Source organism: Lysinibacter sp. HNR (assembly GCF_029760935.1).
GTDB lineage: Bacteria > Actinomycetota > Actinomycetes > Actinomycetales > Microbacteriaceae > HNR.
In genome coordinates, this window is sequence record NZ_CP121684.1 from 2,605,319 (window position 1) to 2,624,265 (window position 18,947).

The 18,947-nt window shown below is 58.6% G+C and carries 3 protein-coding genes; all 3 read right to left on the bottom strand.

The window, feature by feature from the left end:
- Window positions 1–2: 2 nt before the first annotated feature.
- Window positions 3–15,293, bottom strand: a complete 15,291-nt coding sequence (locus FrondiHNR_RS11840) for a fibronectin type III domain-containing protein (protein ID WP_279352979.1) — start codon at window positions 15,291–15,293, stop codon at window positions 3–5.
- A gap of 481 nt (window positions 15,294–15,774) precedes the next feature.
- Window positions 15,775–16,749 carry a class 1b ribonucleoside-diphosphate reductase subunit beta gene (gene nrdF / locus FrondiHNR_RS11845; RefSeq protein WP_279352980.1) on the bottom strand — a complete coding sequence of 325 codons (975 nt, stop codon included), beginning with the start codon at window positions 16,747–16,749 and terminating at the stop codon, window positions 15,775–15,777.
- A gap of 76 nt (window positions 16,750–16,825) precedes the next feature.
- Window positions 16,826–18,931, bottom strand: coding sequence for a class 1b ribonucleoside-diphosphate reductase subunit alpha (gene nrdE, locus FrondiHNR_RS11850; protein WP_279354554.1), 2,106 nt, complete (start codon window positions 18,929–18,931; stop codon window positions 16,826–16,828).
- Between the last annotated feature and the right edge of the window lie 16 nt (window positions 18,932–18,947).

The window sequence follows — 18,947 nt, forward strand, 5'->3', positions numbered from 1 at the left end:
GATCAACGTGGGCGTCGTCTCACCATAAGTAAGATTCCGGCCACAAGCAACAGGGAGGCAAGCAGCGAGATCGCTAGCGTGTCATTACCGGTGTGGGCAATCTGGTCTGTTTCGTTTTTGTTTCGGTGCCCATCACCGTCAGGATTACCAGGTCGATGCTCCTCGGTAGGGGGAGGCGGCCCCTGGGGCCCGTCGCCCCCTTCCGTTACGGTCACGGTATAGGTGAGGGTTACGCTCTGTCCCAGATCATCGTAAACGGTCACGGTGAAGCTTGTTGTTCCTACCCAACCTTCCTCAGGAATGTACGCAACCATCGTGTCACCGCCCGGTCCGGTCACTATTCGCACCTTCCCGCTTCCAGGAGCACCCAGATTCGCCTCGGTCAGCCCCTGTAGGTTCACACCCACGGCATCGCTGAGCGGATCAAGTACGATTTCTGTTGTCCCCTGCCGCACAGTGAAGTCTTTACCCGATCCTGCGGGAGGAGCCTGCACGGTGACCCGGTAAGTAGCGGCGGCTTCCATACCCTTGTCGTCCCGATAGGTCACGTCAAAAGTGTAGACTCCGGGCTCCAAACCGTCGGCATCAAACGATACGTTGGTGCCGTCAAGGGTCGTTCGATCAGAGTGCCCGCCACCAAGAATACGATCCGTGATCTTTCCCGGGGTTGTTACCCGCTCGGTGAAGGTGTGGCTACCCCCAACGGGAACACGAATCGCCTGATCGTGAGCGGTCAGTCCCGCAACCACGGTTACCGTGTAGGTGACGGCGGTGCGCTGTCCCAGGTCATCCACGAACTCCACCGTGAAGGTGTAGTCACCCGGTTTTGCATCGCCCGCCTCAAACGTAATCGTTCCGGTGTCCGGGTCGATCACAACGCTTCCGCCACTCTCACCGTTTTCACCGGTGGGGCCGTTGGCCAACGCAATATCCGAGAGGGAACCGGTCGTCTCTACCTCGGGAGTGAAGACGTAGCTACCACCCTCCGGGGTTTCACCCGTGGTTGGTCCGGTCACTGAGGGCCTCTGTTGTACCTCAAAGAGCACGGTATCCGAGTTCTCCAGACCCAATTCGTCGGTCACCGTGAATTCGACCTCGTCGGGGTCGTAGTTTCCGAGGAAGGGTGTGTAGTGCACAACACCCTGGGATGTCGCGATCACCGTTTCACCGTTCACCGTGGCCCCCAGAGCGGTGAGGGTTTTTGGCGCGTAGATGGTACGCCGAACCTGCAGCACATCCTCAAGGAGCTCGTGTGTGGTGGCTGCTGCTTTCGCTTCCGCTAGGCTGGTCTCTGCCGTCGGCAATTCCTCGTCTGCCTCGTCCACGGAGAACACGTTGTACGCGGTCAGCACATCCTGGGGGACGATGACTGTCTGGTGGTGAGCCTGCGGCACAGCGTACACGTTGATCCGCACCACAGAGGAGCTTTCCTGACCGTATGCGTCACGAACCGTGTAAACAAAGGCATCGTGTCCGGTGAATCCGGTCTCGGGGGTGTAGGTCACCACACCGGGTTGGGCATCCTCGTTATCGATATCTTCTGTATCGATGGACACCTCACCAAAGAGGGTTCCCGTCACTCCCACCAGCTCTGCGTTGGCAAAGAGCTTGGTGAGGTCTACCTGAACCGCAGTACCAATAGAGGTATTTGCCACGGTGTCGTTCGTAACCGGTCCCCCCACCAGGGTTACCGTCACGGTTTTGGTGACCGTCTGGCCCAGGTCGTCGGTGAGGGTGTAGGTGAAGGTGTCCTCGGTAACCGACGAGGGAATTTCCGCGTTGGCGGTGTAGGTGACCAACCCGGTTTCTTCGTCGTATGAGACGGTTCCGTAGACTCCGCCGCTGACCGTAATCTCGCTGTTGGCAAGGTCGGCAATCGACGAGAATGCCGAGTTGGCGGCCAGATCGAACACCCCGGTTCCTGCGCGGCCGGCGTTAATCGCGCTGTCCTGAGCGGTTGGCACACCCTGTAGTTGCAGGGTGACGGTGGCACTGACCGCACGACCGCCGGAGTCCCGCACCACATACACGAGCGTGTCTGATGCGGTGCTCTGATCCTTTGCCGTGTAGACCAGCGATTGGCCGTCGATGGTTACCTCACCGTTTGTGGGTTCGGTCGAAATCTCGTCGAGCGCGAGTTCGTGTCCCGTGTCGTTGGCGAGAACGGGGAGCGTCACCGCCCGGTCGGTGCGGATCTTGATCGAGTCGTTCACCGCAACCGGAACAACCAAAACCGTAATGGTGACGGTTCCTGTTGCTTCGGCTCCCGATGCGTCCTTCATCGTGTAGGTAAACGTGACCTGTTTTGAGGTGCTTCCCGCCGTAAAGTCTGCGGTGGGAACGTATGTCACCACACCGGTCTTGGTGTCGAAGCTCACCGTTCCGTCGTTTGGAGTGACGGCGGATACGGCGTTGATCACACGTGAGTCATGGCCCTCAGATACGGCCTTCGAGTCGAAGGTTGCGTTCGTGTCGGCGTGAACCGTCAGCGTTACATTGTCGGCCGTGAGCACGACCATCGGTGTTGCTGTCGCGGTGTTACTCTCGTTACCCGCACCCGACGTGTTCGTGGGAACAACCACAAACTCATACTCCGTACCGTTCGTGAGACCCGTCACCGTATACGCAGCATCCGTCGACGCGTGAACAACCTCAGTCCACGCACCCGGCAAAACACCCTTCACACGGTACTTCACCACATAACCCTGAACCGGGTTCGCGGCATCCGCATCCGGTGCCGTCCACACCAGATCAACCCGCGAGTCACCCGGGGTGGCCGCAAGATTGGTCACATTCGAATCCTCATCGGGCGCACCAATCGGAGTTGCCGTCGCGGTGTTACTCGGGTTTCCCGAACCGCTCGCGTTCGTGGGAACAACCACAAACTCATACTCGGTACCGTTCGTAAGACCCGTCACCGTAAACTCAGCATCCTTCGACGCGTGAACAACCTCGATCCACTCGGTCGCACCGGTCGCACGGTACTTCACCACGTAACCGGTCGCAAGAGAGCCCTCCGGCGCGGACCACTTCAGATCCACCACGGTGTCACCGGGTGTTGCCGCCAAATCGGTAACCGTGGACTCCTCGCCCGGCGCACCAATCGGAGTCGCCGAAACCGTGTTACTCGGGTTACCCGAACCGCTCGTGTTCGTGGGAACAACCTGGAACTCGTACTGAGTACCGTTCGTCAGACCGGTCACCGAGTAAGCAGCATCCGTCGACGCGTGAACAACCTCAGTCCACGCACCCGGCAAAATACCCTTCACACGGTACTTCACAATGTAACCCTGAACCGGGTTCGCAGCATCTGCCTCGGGGGCAGTCCACACCAGATCAACCACGGTATTACCCGGAGTCGCCGCAAGGTCTGTTACGTTCGAATCCGCATCGGGCGCACCAATCGGGGTCGCCGAGAACGGTTCGCTCCACTCACTCTTCAGGTCGGCGGCGTTCACCGCGGCCACGCGGAACTCGTACTCCGTACCGTTGCTGAGCTTCGTTACGACCGTGCTCAGGTCCGACGCGGGAAGGCGCTCCCCCGCGTCTGCCCACTCACCGTCGGCAGTACGAACCTGCAACACGTAGTAGGTGAGCTCAGCGCCCCCCGTGTTGGAAGGAGCGGTCCAGGTCACACGCGCCTCGGTATCACCGGGACGAACCTCCGTAATCACGGGGGCATCCGGGGTGCCCACGGGAGTTGCCGTGAGCACGTTGCTTTCCGGACCCACACCGGCGGTATTCATACCCGAGACGCGGAAGGAGTATTCGGTTCCATTTGTCAATCTACCAACCGTGTAGCTGAGATCGCCATCCAGATCTTCCAGAGAAACCGTAATCGAATCCCACGTGACACCCGCATCCGCAGAATACTCAATGAGATATCCCGTCAGCGCTGAACCTCCCGTGTTTTCGGGGGCTTCCCACGTCAGCTTCACCTCGGTATCACCGGCTTCTGCCTCTAGTAGGACCGGAGCATCTTCAAGCGCGGGTGCCGGGGTGAGAATAAGCGTGTTGCTCCACTCACCCAATCCGGCACCGTTGCGAGCCGCAACCTGGAACCAGTGTTCGGTACCGTTTGTCAGCTGATCTTTAAGGGTCTCGCGATCCAGAGGCTCTTCCCCGGGGGCACGGGTGTGCGTCTGCCAGGTAACGCCACCGTCGGTCGAGTAGCGGATGCTGTACTCGGTAATCGCATCGCCACCGTCGCTCTCCGGCTGCGTCCACGAGAGCAAGGCTTCGCCGTCGCCCGCTCGTCCCGTGAGTACGGGAGCGCTTGCCGTGGTACGGGGAGTGGCCGTCACTATGGTCGACTCGGGGCTCGTGAAGCCGCCATCATTCGTAACCGTAATACGGAACCAATAGGGGGTGCCATTAATCAGGCCGCCCACCACACGAGCGGTATCCAGCTTGCCGTCCTCGGTTGCCGGAACAGGTGTCCACACCCCGTTTTCCGGGGTGCATTCGGTGTAAGCGGGGTTTTCGCCACCCGGCACCTGGCATATCTCAACCGTGTATTCAACCAGGTCGGATCCGCCGTCGTTGAGGGGCGCACGCCAGTTCAGCGTGACCTGCTCGTCACCCGGAACAACGTCTTCTTGGTTCTGTTCAATTCTGGGTGCCGTGGGGGAACCAACCGGCTTATTAATGGTTTTGGTGCCGGGAACGTTTGTTTCGGGGGTGTTCCACGGGCCTCGACCGTCGCGGGTCTCGCTAGAGTCCTCGGCGTCGTTCACCGCGGCCACTCGGAACTCGTACCACTGGCCGTTCATCAGGTCGGTCACGGTAATTTCCGTGTCGGTTGAAGGATCATGTTCAAATGTCTTCCAACCGATTTCGCCGGGAAGGCTCTCCGCTATCGATTGGAGGATGCCGGAGCTCTTGAGAACCCCTGACCCCTGCTGTGATGCGTCGGCACCCGGTGCGGAGGTCTCGCGGTACTGCACCACATAGTCCACAATCGTGAAACCACCGTTATTTTCCGGCGCTTCCCAGTTGAGATCAATCTTGCTGTCGCCGCTTGTTGTCTCAAGATTGGTTGGAGCGTCAGGAGTACCCATCGGGCGCGCCTTCACGGGGCCACCCCAGGGACCGGTACCGTATGAGTTTGCTGCGGCAACGCGGAACCAGTAGTCCCTGTTATTTGTCAGGTCAAGAACCGTTTCGGGGGAACCGAGTACCTGCCCCGGATCGCCCGTTATCGGGTCCGTGGGAACCCACTCCATCCAGCCCGTGAGGGGGTCGGTATTCGTGTCCGGACCGGGGAGAGAGGCCCCGCCATCTTCTAATTCGCTGAGGTCAACCCTGGTGTACTGCAACGCGTGATGCGTCACCCCGGATCCGCCCGCAGGGGCCGTTGATATCTCAACAACACCACCCACAAGACCGTTAGCTTTGAGGACACGCCACCCCTCGGCAGAAACTGCAACGCTACTGAGCGCAGGGGTTCCGGCAGGGTTAATCTGTTCAGACCAGGTTTGTCCGTTGTTATCCGACGTCCACACCGCACCCGTGTAATGACGCCCACCCACAACCAAACGAGAACCATCATACGACGAATCAACACTCACCCACGACCCCGCCGTCGCCTCCGTCCCCAAACTAAACGCCTGGAAACCCTCCGCATCCACCAACGACCCAGCCGTCCCCAAACCAGCCAAAGCATCCGAACGAGAAACAAACACCCGCGACACCACACCAGCACCAGAACCCGTGGTACGCACCACCATCAACGTCCGACCATCACCCGACAGCGATACCGCCCGAACATCACCAGCACCCATATCCGGACGATGCTGGAAAGCCCCACCACCCTCGGAAACATACACACCCGCATTCGCCGAACCATGATAACGAGCCGCAACAATCCGCGAACCATCACGCGAAATATCAACACCCGCCCACGACATCGTCGACGGAATATTCGTGCGATTCACCGTCCCCGCACTCACATCCTCCACCCACGACGCACCACCATCACGAGAAACATACAACGCCCTGTTATACCTCGTGGTGGCAGACGTAGTCACCCCCGACGGAGGAGCCGCAACAAGAACACTCCCATCCCCCGACACCGCAACCCGCCAACGAGAATCAGCCTGATTATTGGAATACTCCCAACCAGAACCAGTCACAACGTATGACCCCGTCGCAGGAACACCCCGCGCAATCTGACTCTCCCACACCACAGAAGAACCATCAGTCACATTCCGCGCAAGAGACACATACCCATTCGCACCCGGAGAACCCACAAGAATCGTCTGACCATCACCCGACACCGCAACAGCCATCTGGCCCCCCGCATACCGAGAACCACCCACGTTATAAGACCCAAACGACACACCCGCATCCGTGGAAACATACACCAAATTATCAAAGTTAACAGAACCGGGCCGCCCTAACGCAATAACCCGACCATCATCCGACATCGAAACAGCCCACTCACCCTCAGCCCCAGCAGCAGGAAGACCAGCCAACCCCGACCACGAACGAACCGCCTCAGACCACGACACCGTCGCCTCACGATCACCACCCAACGCAAAGAGATTCTGTGGTGCACCACCCGGAGCACTACTCCCCACCATCGTCCTCGCGAACACAGGCTCGGACCACCCACTAACACCCACACTATTCACCTGCGCCACCCGGAACCAATACACCGTATCCGATGCCAAGCCCACCCGAGGATCAGCACCCGTGACCACCTGCGACAACGCAGGCGACGGCTCATGCTCAAAAAGCGTCCACGACGACTCAGCAAACCCCTCACCCGACGGATCCTGATCCGTATACTGCACCAGATAATCAACCGGATTACTCCCACCATCAGCAGGAGTCGTCGAGATCTCAACATGACCACCCACAAGACCGTCAGCCCGGAGAACCTTCCACCCATCCGCAGAAATAGCCACACTGCTCAGCGCCGGGGTGCGCGTGGAACGCGTCTCCGCGTTCCAGGTTTGTCCGTTGTTATCCGACGTCCACACCGCACCCGTGTAATGACGCCCACCCACAACCAAACGAGAACCATCATACGACGAATCAACACTCACCCACGACCCCGCCGTCGCCTCCGTCCCCAAACTAAACGCCTGGAAACCCTCCGCATCCACCAACGACCCAGCCGTCCCCAAACCAGCCAAAGCATCCGAACGAGAAACAAACACCCGCGACACCACACCAGCACCAGAACCCGTGGTACGCACCACCATCAACGTCCGACCATCACCCGACAGCGATACCGCCCGAACATCACCAGCACCCATATCCGGACGATGCTGGAAAGCCCCACCACCCTCGGAAACATACACACCCGCATTCGCCGAACCATGATAACGAGCCGCAACAATCCGCGAACCATCACGCGAAATATCAACACCCGCCCACGACATCGTCGACGGAATATTCGTGCGATTCACCGTCCCCGCACTCACATCCTCCACCCACGACGCACCACCATCACGAGAAACATACAACGCCCTGTTATACCTCGTGGTGGCAGACGTAGTCACCCCCGACGGAGGAGCCGCAACAAGAACACTCCCATCCCCCGACACCGCAACCCGCCAACGAGAATCAGCCTGATTATTGGAATACTCCCAACCAGAACCAGTCACAACGTATGACCCCGTCGCAGGAACACCCCGCGCAATCTGACTCTCCCACACCACAGAAGAACCATCAGTCACATTCCGCGCAAGAGACACATACCCATTCGCACCCGGAGAACCCACAAGAATCGTCTGACCATCACCCGACACCGCAACAGCCATCTGGCCCCCCGCATACCGAGAACCACCCACGTTATAAGACCCAAACGACACACCCGCATCCGTGGAAACATACACCAAATTATCAAAGTTAACAGAACCGGGCCGCCCTAACGCAATAACCCGACCATCATCCGACATCGAAACAGCCCACTCACCCTCAGCCCCAGCAGCAGGAAGACCAGCCAACCCCGACCACGAACGAACCGCCTCAGACCACGACACCGTCGCCTCACGATCACCACCCAACGCAAAGAGATTCTGTGGTGCACCACCCGGAGCACTACTCCCCACCATCGTCCTCGCGAACACAGGCTCGGACCACCCACTAACACCCACACTATTCACCTGCGCCACCCGGAACCAATACACCGTATCCGATGCCAAGCCCACCCGAGGATCAGCACCCGTGACCACCTGCGACAACGCAGGCGACGGCTCATGCTCAAAAAGCGTCCACGACGACTCAGCAAACCCCTCACCCGACGGATCCTGATCCGTATACTGCACCAGATAATCAACCGGATTACTCCCACCATCAGCAGGAGTCGTCGAGATCTCAACATGACCACCCACAAGACCGTCAGCCCGGAGAACCTTCCACCCATCCGCAGAAATAGCCACACTGCTCAGCGCCGGGGTGCGCGTGGAACGCGTCTCCGCGTTCCAGGTTTGTCCGTTGTTATCCGACGTCCACACCGCACCCGTGTAATGACGCCCACCCACAACCAAACGAGAACCATCATACGACGAATCAACACTCACCCACGACCCCGCCGTCGCCTCCGTCCCCAAACTAAACGCCTGGAAACCCTCCGCATCCACCAACGACCCAGCCGTCCCCAAACCAGCCAAAGCATCCGAACGAGAAACAAACACCCGCGACACCACACCAGCACCAGAACCCGTGGTACGCACCACCATCAACGTCCGACCATCACCCGACAGCGATACCGCCCGAACATCACCAGCACCCATATCCGGACGATGCTGGAAAGCCCCACCACCCTCGGAAACATACACACCCGCATTCGCCGAACCATGATAACGAGCCGCAACAATCCGCGAACCATCACGCGAAATATCAACACCCGCCCACGACATCGTCGACGGAATATTCGTGCGATTCACCGTCCCCGCACTCACATCCTCCACCCACGACGCACCACCATCACGAGAAACATACAACGCCCTGTTATACCTCGTGGTGGCAGACGTAGTCACCCCCGACGGAGGAGCCGCAACAAGAACACTCCCATCCCCCGACACCGCAACCCGCCAACGAGAATCAGCCTGATTATTGGAATACTCCCAACCAGAACCAGTCACAACGTATGACCCCGTCGCAGGAACACCCCGCGCAATCTGACTCTCCCACACCACAGAAGAACCATCAGTCACATTCCGCGCAAGAGACACATACCCATTCGCACCCGGAGAACCCACAAGAATCGTCTGACCATCACCCGACACCGCAACAGCCATCTGGCCCCCCGCATACCGAGAACCACCCACGTTATAAGACCCAAACGACACACCCGCATCCGTGGAAACATACACCAAATTATCAAAGTTAACAGAACCGGGCCGCCCTAACGCAATAACCCGACCATCATCCGACATCGAAACAGCCCACTCACCCTCAGCCCCAGCAGCAGGAAGACCAGCCAACCCCGACCACGAACGAACCGCCTCAGACCACGACACCGTCGCCTCACGATCACCACCCAACGCACGCACACCCTGAGGCACCAGCCCCACACTGGGACCATCATAGGTATGAGCACTCACGGGAGCGCTCCACACCCCCCGGCCGATTTCGTTCAACGCAGCCACCCGGAACCAATAGGTTGTTCCAATTGCAAGTTGATCAATAGTTCGAGAGAGGGTTTCCGCATCGTATTCCCCAGCTGAGATCCAATCGTCTTCGGTTGCCTCTTCCGGGTCCACCGCAGAGTAGCTGAGCGCATAACCCGTCACGGGGGAACCACCGTCCGCAGGTGCCGCGGCCCCGCGCACCCGTCCGCCAGAGACTCCACTGCCAATATAGGTTGCCCAACCGTTAGAGGATATGGCAACCGTACTCGAGGCGGTCATGGCACGGGCAAAGGGCTGTATCGTCGACCACGTTTGGCCGTGGTCAACGGACTCCCACACGAACCCGTCTACGTGCTGCCCACCCACCAGAATGCGCTGACCGTCGAACGAGATAGCCGCGTTCAACCACGACCCGTTAAGACCCTGAGCCAAAAGACCCGAGGGGTTCACAAGCGAAGCCGTGGTACCGAGCCCCGAGGGGATTTCCGCCCGTGAAACAAAGAGCGTTGATACGCCACCGGTTCGCTTCACGATGGCAAGCGTTTTTGCGTCTCCCGAGAGCGCGACATCCCAATTGGTGCCCATGTTGACGCCCGAAACAGCAACAAGACCCATATCGGGCCGCGCGCTAAACGTAGCACCGGCATCCTCGGAAACATAGAGGCCGCCGTTATCGGTGCGCGCCACAACAATCGTGCGGCCATCGGCCGAGACATCCACGCTCCACAGTCCACCGGCAACCAGGCCGGAGCCGTTGGCCCAGGTTCGGCCACCGTCACGCGATACCGTCACGGTTCCGTCGACCCGGCCCACGGCGAGCACGTTGCCGTCATGCGAAGAAGCAACCGCCCAGCGGTCCACCACCCGGGAGGCCAAGTTGGGGAACGTCGCAACGGATTGCTGCTGCCACGACACATTGCTAGCATTGGCCACGTCACGCGCGACCCACACGTTACCGGCGGGGCGACCCACAATGAGGGTGCGGCCATCACCCGACACATCAACACCCCACGAAAGGTTTGCGGCCAAAGAACCAAGGGCAGCCTGCTCCGTATAGGTGCGACCAAAGTTAGTGGATACGTAGAGTTTTCCGCCCGGCTGACCCATAATAACCACCCGACCGTCCTCGGAGGTTGCGGTTGACCAGTGACCGCTGGCCCCATTGGCCCCCGCAAGCGTGGGGTCGGCAATCTTCATCTCGTTGCCCAGAGCTTTCCAGCGAACATCCGCCGATTCGGAAAGGCCCCTCGCGCTGAGACCACTCGGTGCTTCAATGGGTGCGGATACCGAACGATCCGTGCGCGTAGACTCCACGCTCGACCACTCGCCCGGGCCAAAGGAGTTCACCTCGGCCACCCGGAACCAATACTGCGTATCACGGTTGAGCCCCGTGAAGAGACGGGACAGATCCAAGCGATCAACCTCGGCGTGGGTCTGCCACGACACGGCTTCGGGGTTCTCCCCCGGATTTTCGCTCGTGATCTGCACCCGGTAGCCCGTAGCAGCCTGCTTCGCTCGCTCATCCATGCTCGGCAGCCACGCATCCGCGCTCACGCCCCCGCTCACCCCGTTACCCGTGATAACGCGGCGTCCTGAACCGGAGAGGGCAACGGCCGTTGTTGCCTCACCCTTTACCCGAGTACGCTGCTCTGTCCACGAGGAGCCTCGATCGTAGGATGCCCAGATTGAGCCCTGTGCGTGATACCCACCGGCAATAATGCGCGAACCGTCTCGCGATACGCTCACCGACCCGAGAGTGCTACCCGCACCGCCCGGGAAGAAGCCCTGGGGGTCTACCAGCGAAGCGGTCGTTCCGAGCTCGGCCGGGGAATCCGCCCGTGACACCAAAAGCTGTGACGACGCGCCCACCCGCTTCACCACGGCCAGGGTACGGCCGTCACCCGAGAGGTCAAGCTCCCAAAGGTTGCCCCAGGTGAGCCAGGTATTCGCGGGAATTGTACCCATATCGGGGCGCGTTGCAAACGACACCCCACCGTTGGTGGAGACGTAAAGCCCCCCGCCGGAGAACGCAGCCACAATCACCTGGCCGTTGTCCGAGATCGCGACCGACCAAAACTCGCTGCTCAGCGGGGGTGTTCCCACCCCAGCCGCCGGAGCCCAACTGGCACCCGCGTTACGCGAGACATAGAGAGGACCGGTCAAAGAGTTTGCCGATACGGGCCGAGCGGCAATAAGCGTCTGCCCGTCAAGCGACGAGGCAACATCCCAGCGAACCGTGGGATTGATATCGTTATTGGCCACGCTATTTCCGGTGAGCGGAACACCCTTGTTTGTTTGGATCTCCCACGACGCTTTTTGCGCATCGGTCACGTTCTGGGCAAGCCAGAGGCCCTGCGAGGCACCCGGTTTACCCACGAGCACCGTGCGGCCATCGCCAGACACGTTCACACCCCAGGTCAGCCCCTGCGGCGCGGTTCCCAGGGTCTCTTGGGGGTGAAAAGTCTTACCGGCATCAGTCGAGAGAAACACCCGACCGCCCGGCTGGCCCTTCACCACAACCCTGCCGTCGAGAGAGGAGGCAATAGACCACGACGAACGATCCGCGGCAAACCCCGTGTTGGAACCCGGCACTTCGGCGGGGTTCTTATCCCATTCCCAGGCATCCTCGACACCTCGATTCCACTTCACTTCCACCCGGTCAGAACCAGCGGAGCCCGATACCGAATGCGGGGTGACACCCTTGCGCTCAAAATCCAAACCGTCGGGCACCGTGTATGCAGAACCAGGAAGACTCCACGATCCCCTGCCGTTCACGTTGACCGCTGCCACCCGGAACCAATACTGTGTGGCGGCATCCAATCCATCGACAACCCTACGCTTTTCGAGCGACGGCGAGCCCTCGGAATCGACATCCTTCCAGTTCACCTCATCCGGTTTGTTCCCCGGATCCTCAGCCGTGTACTGGACCCTGTAGTCACTATTTGCCAGCGCGGCCAGAGCCTCAGCCCCCGGCACCCACGCCGTTCTTGCCACACCGTCTTTCAGACCGTTACCCACGATGGCACGCAACCCGTTATTGGAGAGCTCAACAGTGGTCGAGGATGCCTTACGCTCAAAGCCTCCCTGCTCACTCCACGAGATTCCACCGTCGACTGACAGCCACACACCGCCCCGGGCGCTATACCCCGAAGCGACCAAGCGCTGACCGTTTCCGGAAACCGAAACGTTCAGAATGTTCCCCGCAGGAACGGCTCCGGTGGGCTTCACGAGAGACCCGGTGGTGCCCAGCCCAGCCAGGTCGGCGGAACGCGATACCAGCACTTGAGAGCCCTCCGCGTTCGAGCGTTTCACCATGGCAAGAGTGGTGCCGTCATCCGAGAGGCTCAGGCTCCAATTCGAGGTGAATTCCGTATAAACCGAGTTGAGCGGCACCGTGCCCATATCGGTCTTTTGGGTGAAGGTCACCCCGGAGTCGGTGGAGATATAGAGCCCTCCCCCGGCGCGGGCCGCGGCCACGACGCGACCGTCGGCAGAAACATCAACGAACCAGTTACTATCCGATGCGTTTCCCGGGTTAGTTATCGTGCTCCAGGTGGCACCGCCGTTACGTGAAACAAAAATATTGGTGTGATAACGTCCCACAACAAGCACCTGCCCGTTGGCGGAGGAGGCAACCTCCCAGCGCACCCCGGCAGAACTCCAGGTTCCCGCGTTGGTCATTGCCGGAATCCCTCCCTGTACCGCCCAGCTCACCGCGTTCGCATCACTCACATTGTGGGCAACCCGCACGGTTCCGGCGGCACCCGGCTGACCAACGATGACCGTGCGGCCGTCAGCAGAAACGTCTACCGCCCAGCTCGTTGCGGCGGGGGCGGTACCCACATCCTGAGCAACAAAGTTTTTACCCGCGTCTGTCGAGAGGAACATCCGCCCACCCGGCTGACCCTTCGCCACGACCCGGCCATCGGCAGAGGAGGCAACCGCCCATGAGGAGAAGTTGTCCCCCACCGAACTATTCGAAGCAGGGTTATCCTGCGGAGCCGCATCCCATTCCCACGCATTAGCGAGACCGGCACCCCATGACACCTCTGCCTGGTGCTCGCCGCCAATAGCAACGACATCCTGTGGTGTTGCACCCTTCGCGGTAAACCCGTCACGACTTCCAACAAGCGCGCGCACGGGGGCAGACCACTCACCCTGACCGTTTCCGTTCACCTCGGATACCCGAAACCAGTAGTCCGAGCGCTGGGTAAGCCCCGTGACAACCCGGCTCTTTTCGAGAGAGGCGGTGCCTTCCCGGTCATAATCCGTCCAGCGCGCCTCGTCCGGCTTGTTCCCCGGGTTCTCCGTGGTGTATTGGATCTTGTAGTCGATGGGGGTGTAGCTTTCACGCGGCGGCGCGGTCTCATCCCAGTTGATATTGGCGGTCGAAACTTTTCCGCCGTTTAAACCGTTACCTAGGAGAAACTGGCCCGAGGGATCAATCGCAGAAAGAGCCATATACGAGACCGGCTTCTTATCAGCAGACGGTCTTTCATCCCACGTTTTTCCACCATCGGTCGAAGCCCAGAAAGACCCCTCCGCATGATAGCCACTCACCACTATGTGGTCGCCGCCGTGCGAAGTAGCCGCTTTCACCCAGTTGTTCCCGGTTCCCTGCGAGGCAAATCCTGCGGGCTCCACAAACGTTGCCGCGGTGCCCAGAAGGCTCGGATCATGTGTTTGCGAAACAAAAGCCACCGAGGAACCACTAATCGTGCGGGTTACCACAAGGGTGCTCGCATCACCAGAGATAGCTACACCCCAGCCTTGACCACCGGGGCCATCCGTTGCCGCACCAAAATCCGCTTTACGGGTAAAAGTAACACCGGAGTCCACCGATACGTACACACCGGGATTCGTTCCGTTTGCACGAGCCGCAACGATAACCTTGCCATCGTGTGAGATATCCATATCACTCCAGGAGGAGTCATATGAAGCACCCACCACGCCTGCTGTTGATGACACCCCCCACGTAGCACCCGCATCCCGCGAAACGTATAGGCCGCCACTGTAGTAACCACCCTCTACCATAACCTGGCCGTTACCGGACACCGCAGCAGAGCTACGGGCTCGAGGGTTAGCAGTTCCACCATCAGCCGGAGCGGTTGTGAGTGTCCAGGAAATCGCATTGGGGTCTTGCACATTCTTGGCAACCCACGGGCGTTCACCCTGGCCCTGTCGAATCGCAATGATGGTTTTACCGTCGGCGGAGACATCAACCCCCCACGACATACCGCTCTGCGGAACCGGCACGGGTTTACCCGTACCGGTCTGCGGCACAAATGTGACACCACCATCGGTAGACACGTAGAGTGATCCGCCGGGTTGGCCCAGCACCACCGTTTGACCGTCGGCAGAAGAGGCAACAGCCCATCGGGTAATGCCTGCGGCCTGGTTTGTTATTGCACTGGGAGAGTTTTCGAGTGTTACCGGCGGCACCCAGCCCCGAAGTCGGGGTTTACCCGCCTCCCACGAAACGGTAGCCTCGTTTTCGCCACCAACGGCAGAAACGTTAACGGGTATCGCACCCAGATCTTGGGGAAGTATCTCGACGCCAGAGTTGGCCGCACCCGCGCTGCCCTCCACCGAGAACGCGGGCTCAGCAAACGTGAGGGGTGCGAGCAGAGCAGCGGACAGCGCCAGTGCTGTCGATATCCGAAAGCCACGAAACTGATTCACCGAAATGTTGGTTAAAAAGCTCACTAAAATTCCCCACAATTGTTGCCATGTATGATCGCATTCCCCGCGAAGCGCTCATTCGTCCCCGTATAGCACCGTGCCTGCCATTCTTAAGGTTTTGATTTACCCCACAAATAACTACTCAGGTGTTAACAGGAAAAAGTTAACGCGTAGTTAAAGACTCAAAACAGCCACAGATACAACATAGTGTAATATTCTTTTGCCTTGTTTCAACTTTCTTGCGGCAAACTATCAGTAGACGAAGATCCGATTCAACGATCTGAGGGGTTCCACCAAGCCTCTAAACGATGATTGTACACTCACTCAGGGTACTGACCACGTAGCAGCATCACCCAGGCTTGTTCCTCAGGTTTCATCGAACTCAAATCCTCTGAACGGGTCGTGACATTGAGCGAAAGCACAAAAGGCTCGGAATCGCAATACCTTGCGATTCCGAGCCTCAGACTAGTTCCACTCGGGTGTCGTGTTGGACTACCTCACGACATTAAAAGTCCCAGTCTTCATCTTCTGTGACAACGGCCTTGCCGATCACGTAGGACGATCCCGACCCCGAGAAGAAGTCGTGGTTTTCATCCGCGTTGGGCGAAAGCGCCGACAAAATTGCGGGGTTGACATCGGTTATTTCCTTGGGGAAGAGCGCTTCGTATCCCAGATTCATCAGCGCCTTATTGGCGTTGTAGTTCAGGAACTTTTTGACATCTTCGGTGAGACCAACCGTGTCATAGAGGTCCTGTGTGTACTGCACCTCGTTCTCGTGGAGCTCGTGGAGAAGGCTAAACGTGTAGTCTTTGAGCTCTTCGCGCTCGGCCTCCGAGACTCTCTCCAGTCCCTTTTGATACTTGTAGCCGATGTAGTAGCCGTGTACGGCCTCGTCGCGGATGATGAGTCTAATAAGATCCGCAGTGTTGGTGAGCTTTGCACGGCTCGACCAGTACATGGGCAGGTAGAACCCGGAATAGAAGAGGAAGGACTCAAGGAGGGTTGAGGCAACCTTGCGCTTGAGCGGGTCGTCGCCTCGATAGTAGTCCACAATGATTTTGGCCTTCTTTTGAAGGTTTTGGTTCTCAACCGACCAGCGGAACGCCTCGTCAATCTCGGGTGTGGAACACAGCGTGGAGAAGATCGAGGAGTAGCTCTTGGCGTGCACCGACTCCATGAAGGCGATGTTGGTGTACACAGCCTCCTCGTGCGGGGTGAGGGCATCCGGAATGAGCGAAACGGCTCCGACCGTTCCCTGGATGGTATCGAGCAGGGTGAGTCCCGTGAACACCCGCATGGTCAGGGTCTGCTCCGCGGGGGTGAGGGTTGCCCACGATTGAATATCGTTGGACAGCGGCACCTTCTCGGGCAACCAGAAGTTATTGACCAGGCGGTTCCACACCTCCACGTCTTTGTCGTCTTGAATGCGGTTCCAGTTGATGGCCTGCACGTGATCGATCAGCTTAAGCCTCTCAGCCATGTCTCTTTCCTTTTGTCGTGTCAATCAAAGTGGCAGTATGCACGTTCCGATTGCTCGGATACGGTTATGAAACCGCTTACAGCATACAGCTCACGCAGCCCTCTACCTCGGTTCCTTCGAGCGCCAATTGACGCAGACGGATGTAGTAGATCGTTTTGATACCCTTGCGCCACGCGTAAATCTGAGCCTTGTTAATGTCGCGGGTTGTCGCCGTGTCTTTGAAGAACAGTGTGAGCGAAAGGCCCTGGTCTACGTGCTGGGTTGCGGCCGCATAGGTGTCAATAACTTTTTCGGCACCGATCTCGTAGGCGTCCTGATAGTATTCGAGGTTATCGTTTGTCATGAAGGGGGCGGGGTAGTACACACGCCCGATCTTGCCCTCTTTGCGAATCTCGATCTTTGACGCCACCGGGTGGATCGACGAGGTGGAGTAGTTGATATACGAGATTGACCCGGTGGGGGGTACCGCCTGAAGGTTCTGGTTGTAGATTCCGTGTTTCATGATGGAGTCACGCAACTCAGACCAGTCTTGCTGTGTGGGGATGGCGACGCCAGCTTTCTCGAAGAGTTCTTTAACCTTGGCGGTGGCGGGCAGCCACTCCTGATCAATGTATTTGTCGAAGTATGTTCCCGACGCGTAGGTGGAATCATCAAAACCGTCGAAGGTTTCGCCACGCTCGATGGAGAGCAGGTTGGATGCTCGAAGCGCGTGATACACCACCGTGTAGAAATACATATTGGTGAAGTCAACACCCTCTTCGGAGCCGTAGAAGATACGTTCGCGAGCCAGATAGCCGTGCAGGTTCATCTGTCCAAGGCCGATGGCGTGTGACATGTCGTTGCCACGCTCAATGGAGGGCACCGAAGAGATGTGGCTCATGTCGCTCACCGCGGTTAAACCACGGATAGCCGTCTCGACGGTTTGGCCGAAGTTGCCCCCGTCCATCGACGCGGCGATGTTCATCGAACCAAGGTTGCAGGAGATGTCTTTTCCGACCTGATCATAGCTAAGGTCGGCGTTATAGGTGGTCTGTGCGTTGACCTGCAGTATCTCTGAACACAGATTGGACATGTTGATGCGCCCCTTGATGGGGTTGGCACGGTTGACGGTGTCTTCATACATGATGTACGGGTATCCCGACTCGAACTGGATCTCGGCGAGAGTCTGGAAAAACTCACGGGCGTTGATCTTGCTCTTGCGGATGCGCGAGTCGTTGACCATCTCGTGATATTTCTCGGTGACCGATATATCGGAGAGAGGAACCCCGTAGACCCGCTCTACGTCGTAGGGCGAGAAGAGGTACATGTCCTCGCCGTTCTTGGCCAGCTCAAACGTAATGTCGGGAACTACCACGCCGAGTGAGAGGGTCTTAATCCGGATCTTCTCGTCGGCGTTTTCGCGTTTGGTATCGAGAAAACGCAGGATGTCGGGGTGATGCGCGTTCAGGTAAACGGCCCCCGCTCCCTGCCGAGCGCCCAGCTGATTTGCGTAGCTAAAGGAGTCTTCCAGCAGTTTCATGATGGGAATAATTCCGCTGGACTGATTCTCGATTTTTTTGATGGGGGCGCCCGATTCACGCACATTGGTGAGCAGGAACGCGACACCACCACCGCGCTTGGAGAGTTGCAGGGCGGAGTTAATGGATCTCCCGATGGACTCCATGTTGTCCTCGATACGCAGGAGGAAACAGCTCACGAGCTCTCCTCGCTGCTGCTTGCCCGAGTTGAGGAAGGTGGGGGTTGCCGGCTGGAAACGGCCGGAGATAATCTCTTCTACCAGGGAGGAGGCAAGCTTCTCGTCGCCCTGTCCCAGCGCAAGAGCGACCATCACCACGCGGTCTTCGTAGCGCTCCAGGTAACGCTTGCCGTCAAACGTTTTCAGTGTGTAAGAGGTGTAGAACTTAAACGCCCCCAGGAATGTGGGGAAACGGAACTTCTTTGCATAGGCCTGGTCGTAGAGAGAGCTGATGAACTCAAAGCTGTACTGATCCAGCACCGCCTTTTCGTAGTAGTGATTCTCTACCAGGTAGTCGAGCTTTTCGGCGAGCGAGTGGAAGAAGACGGTGTTCTGGTTAACGTGCTGCAGAAAGAATTGACGCGCAGCCTCTCGATCTTTATCAAACTGAATGTTGCCGTCTTTGTCGTAGAGGTTAAGCATCGCATTGAGCGAGTGGTAATCCATCTGGCCCGTCTGAGGA

Bases quoted from the DNA above. Each gene is read 5' to 3' on its own strand.
- nrdE (WP_279354554.1), bottom strand. From the start codon at position 18,931: ATGGATTACCACTCGCTCAATGCGATGCTTAACCTCTACGACAAAGAC.
- nrdF (WP_279352980.1), bottom strand. From the start codon at position 16,749: ATGGCTGAGAGGCTTAAGCTGATCGATCACGTGCAGGCCATCAACTGG.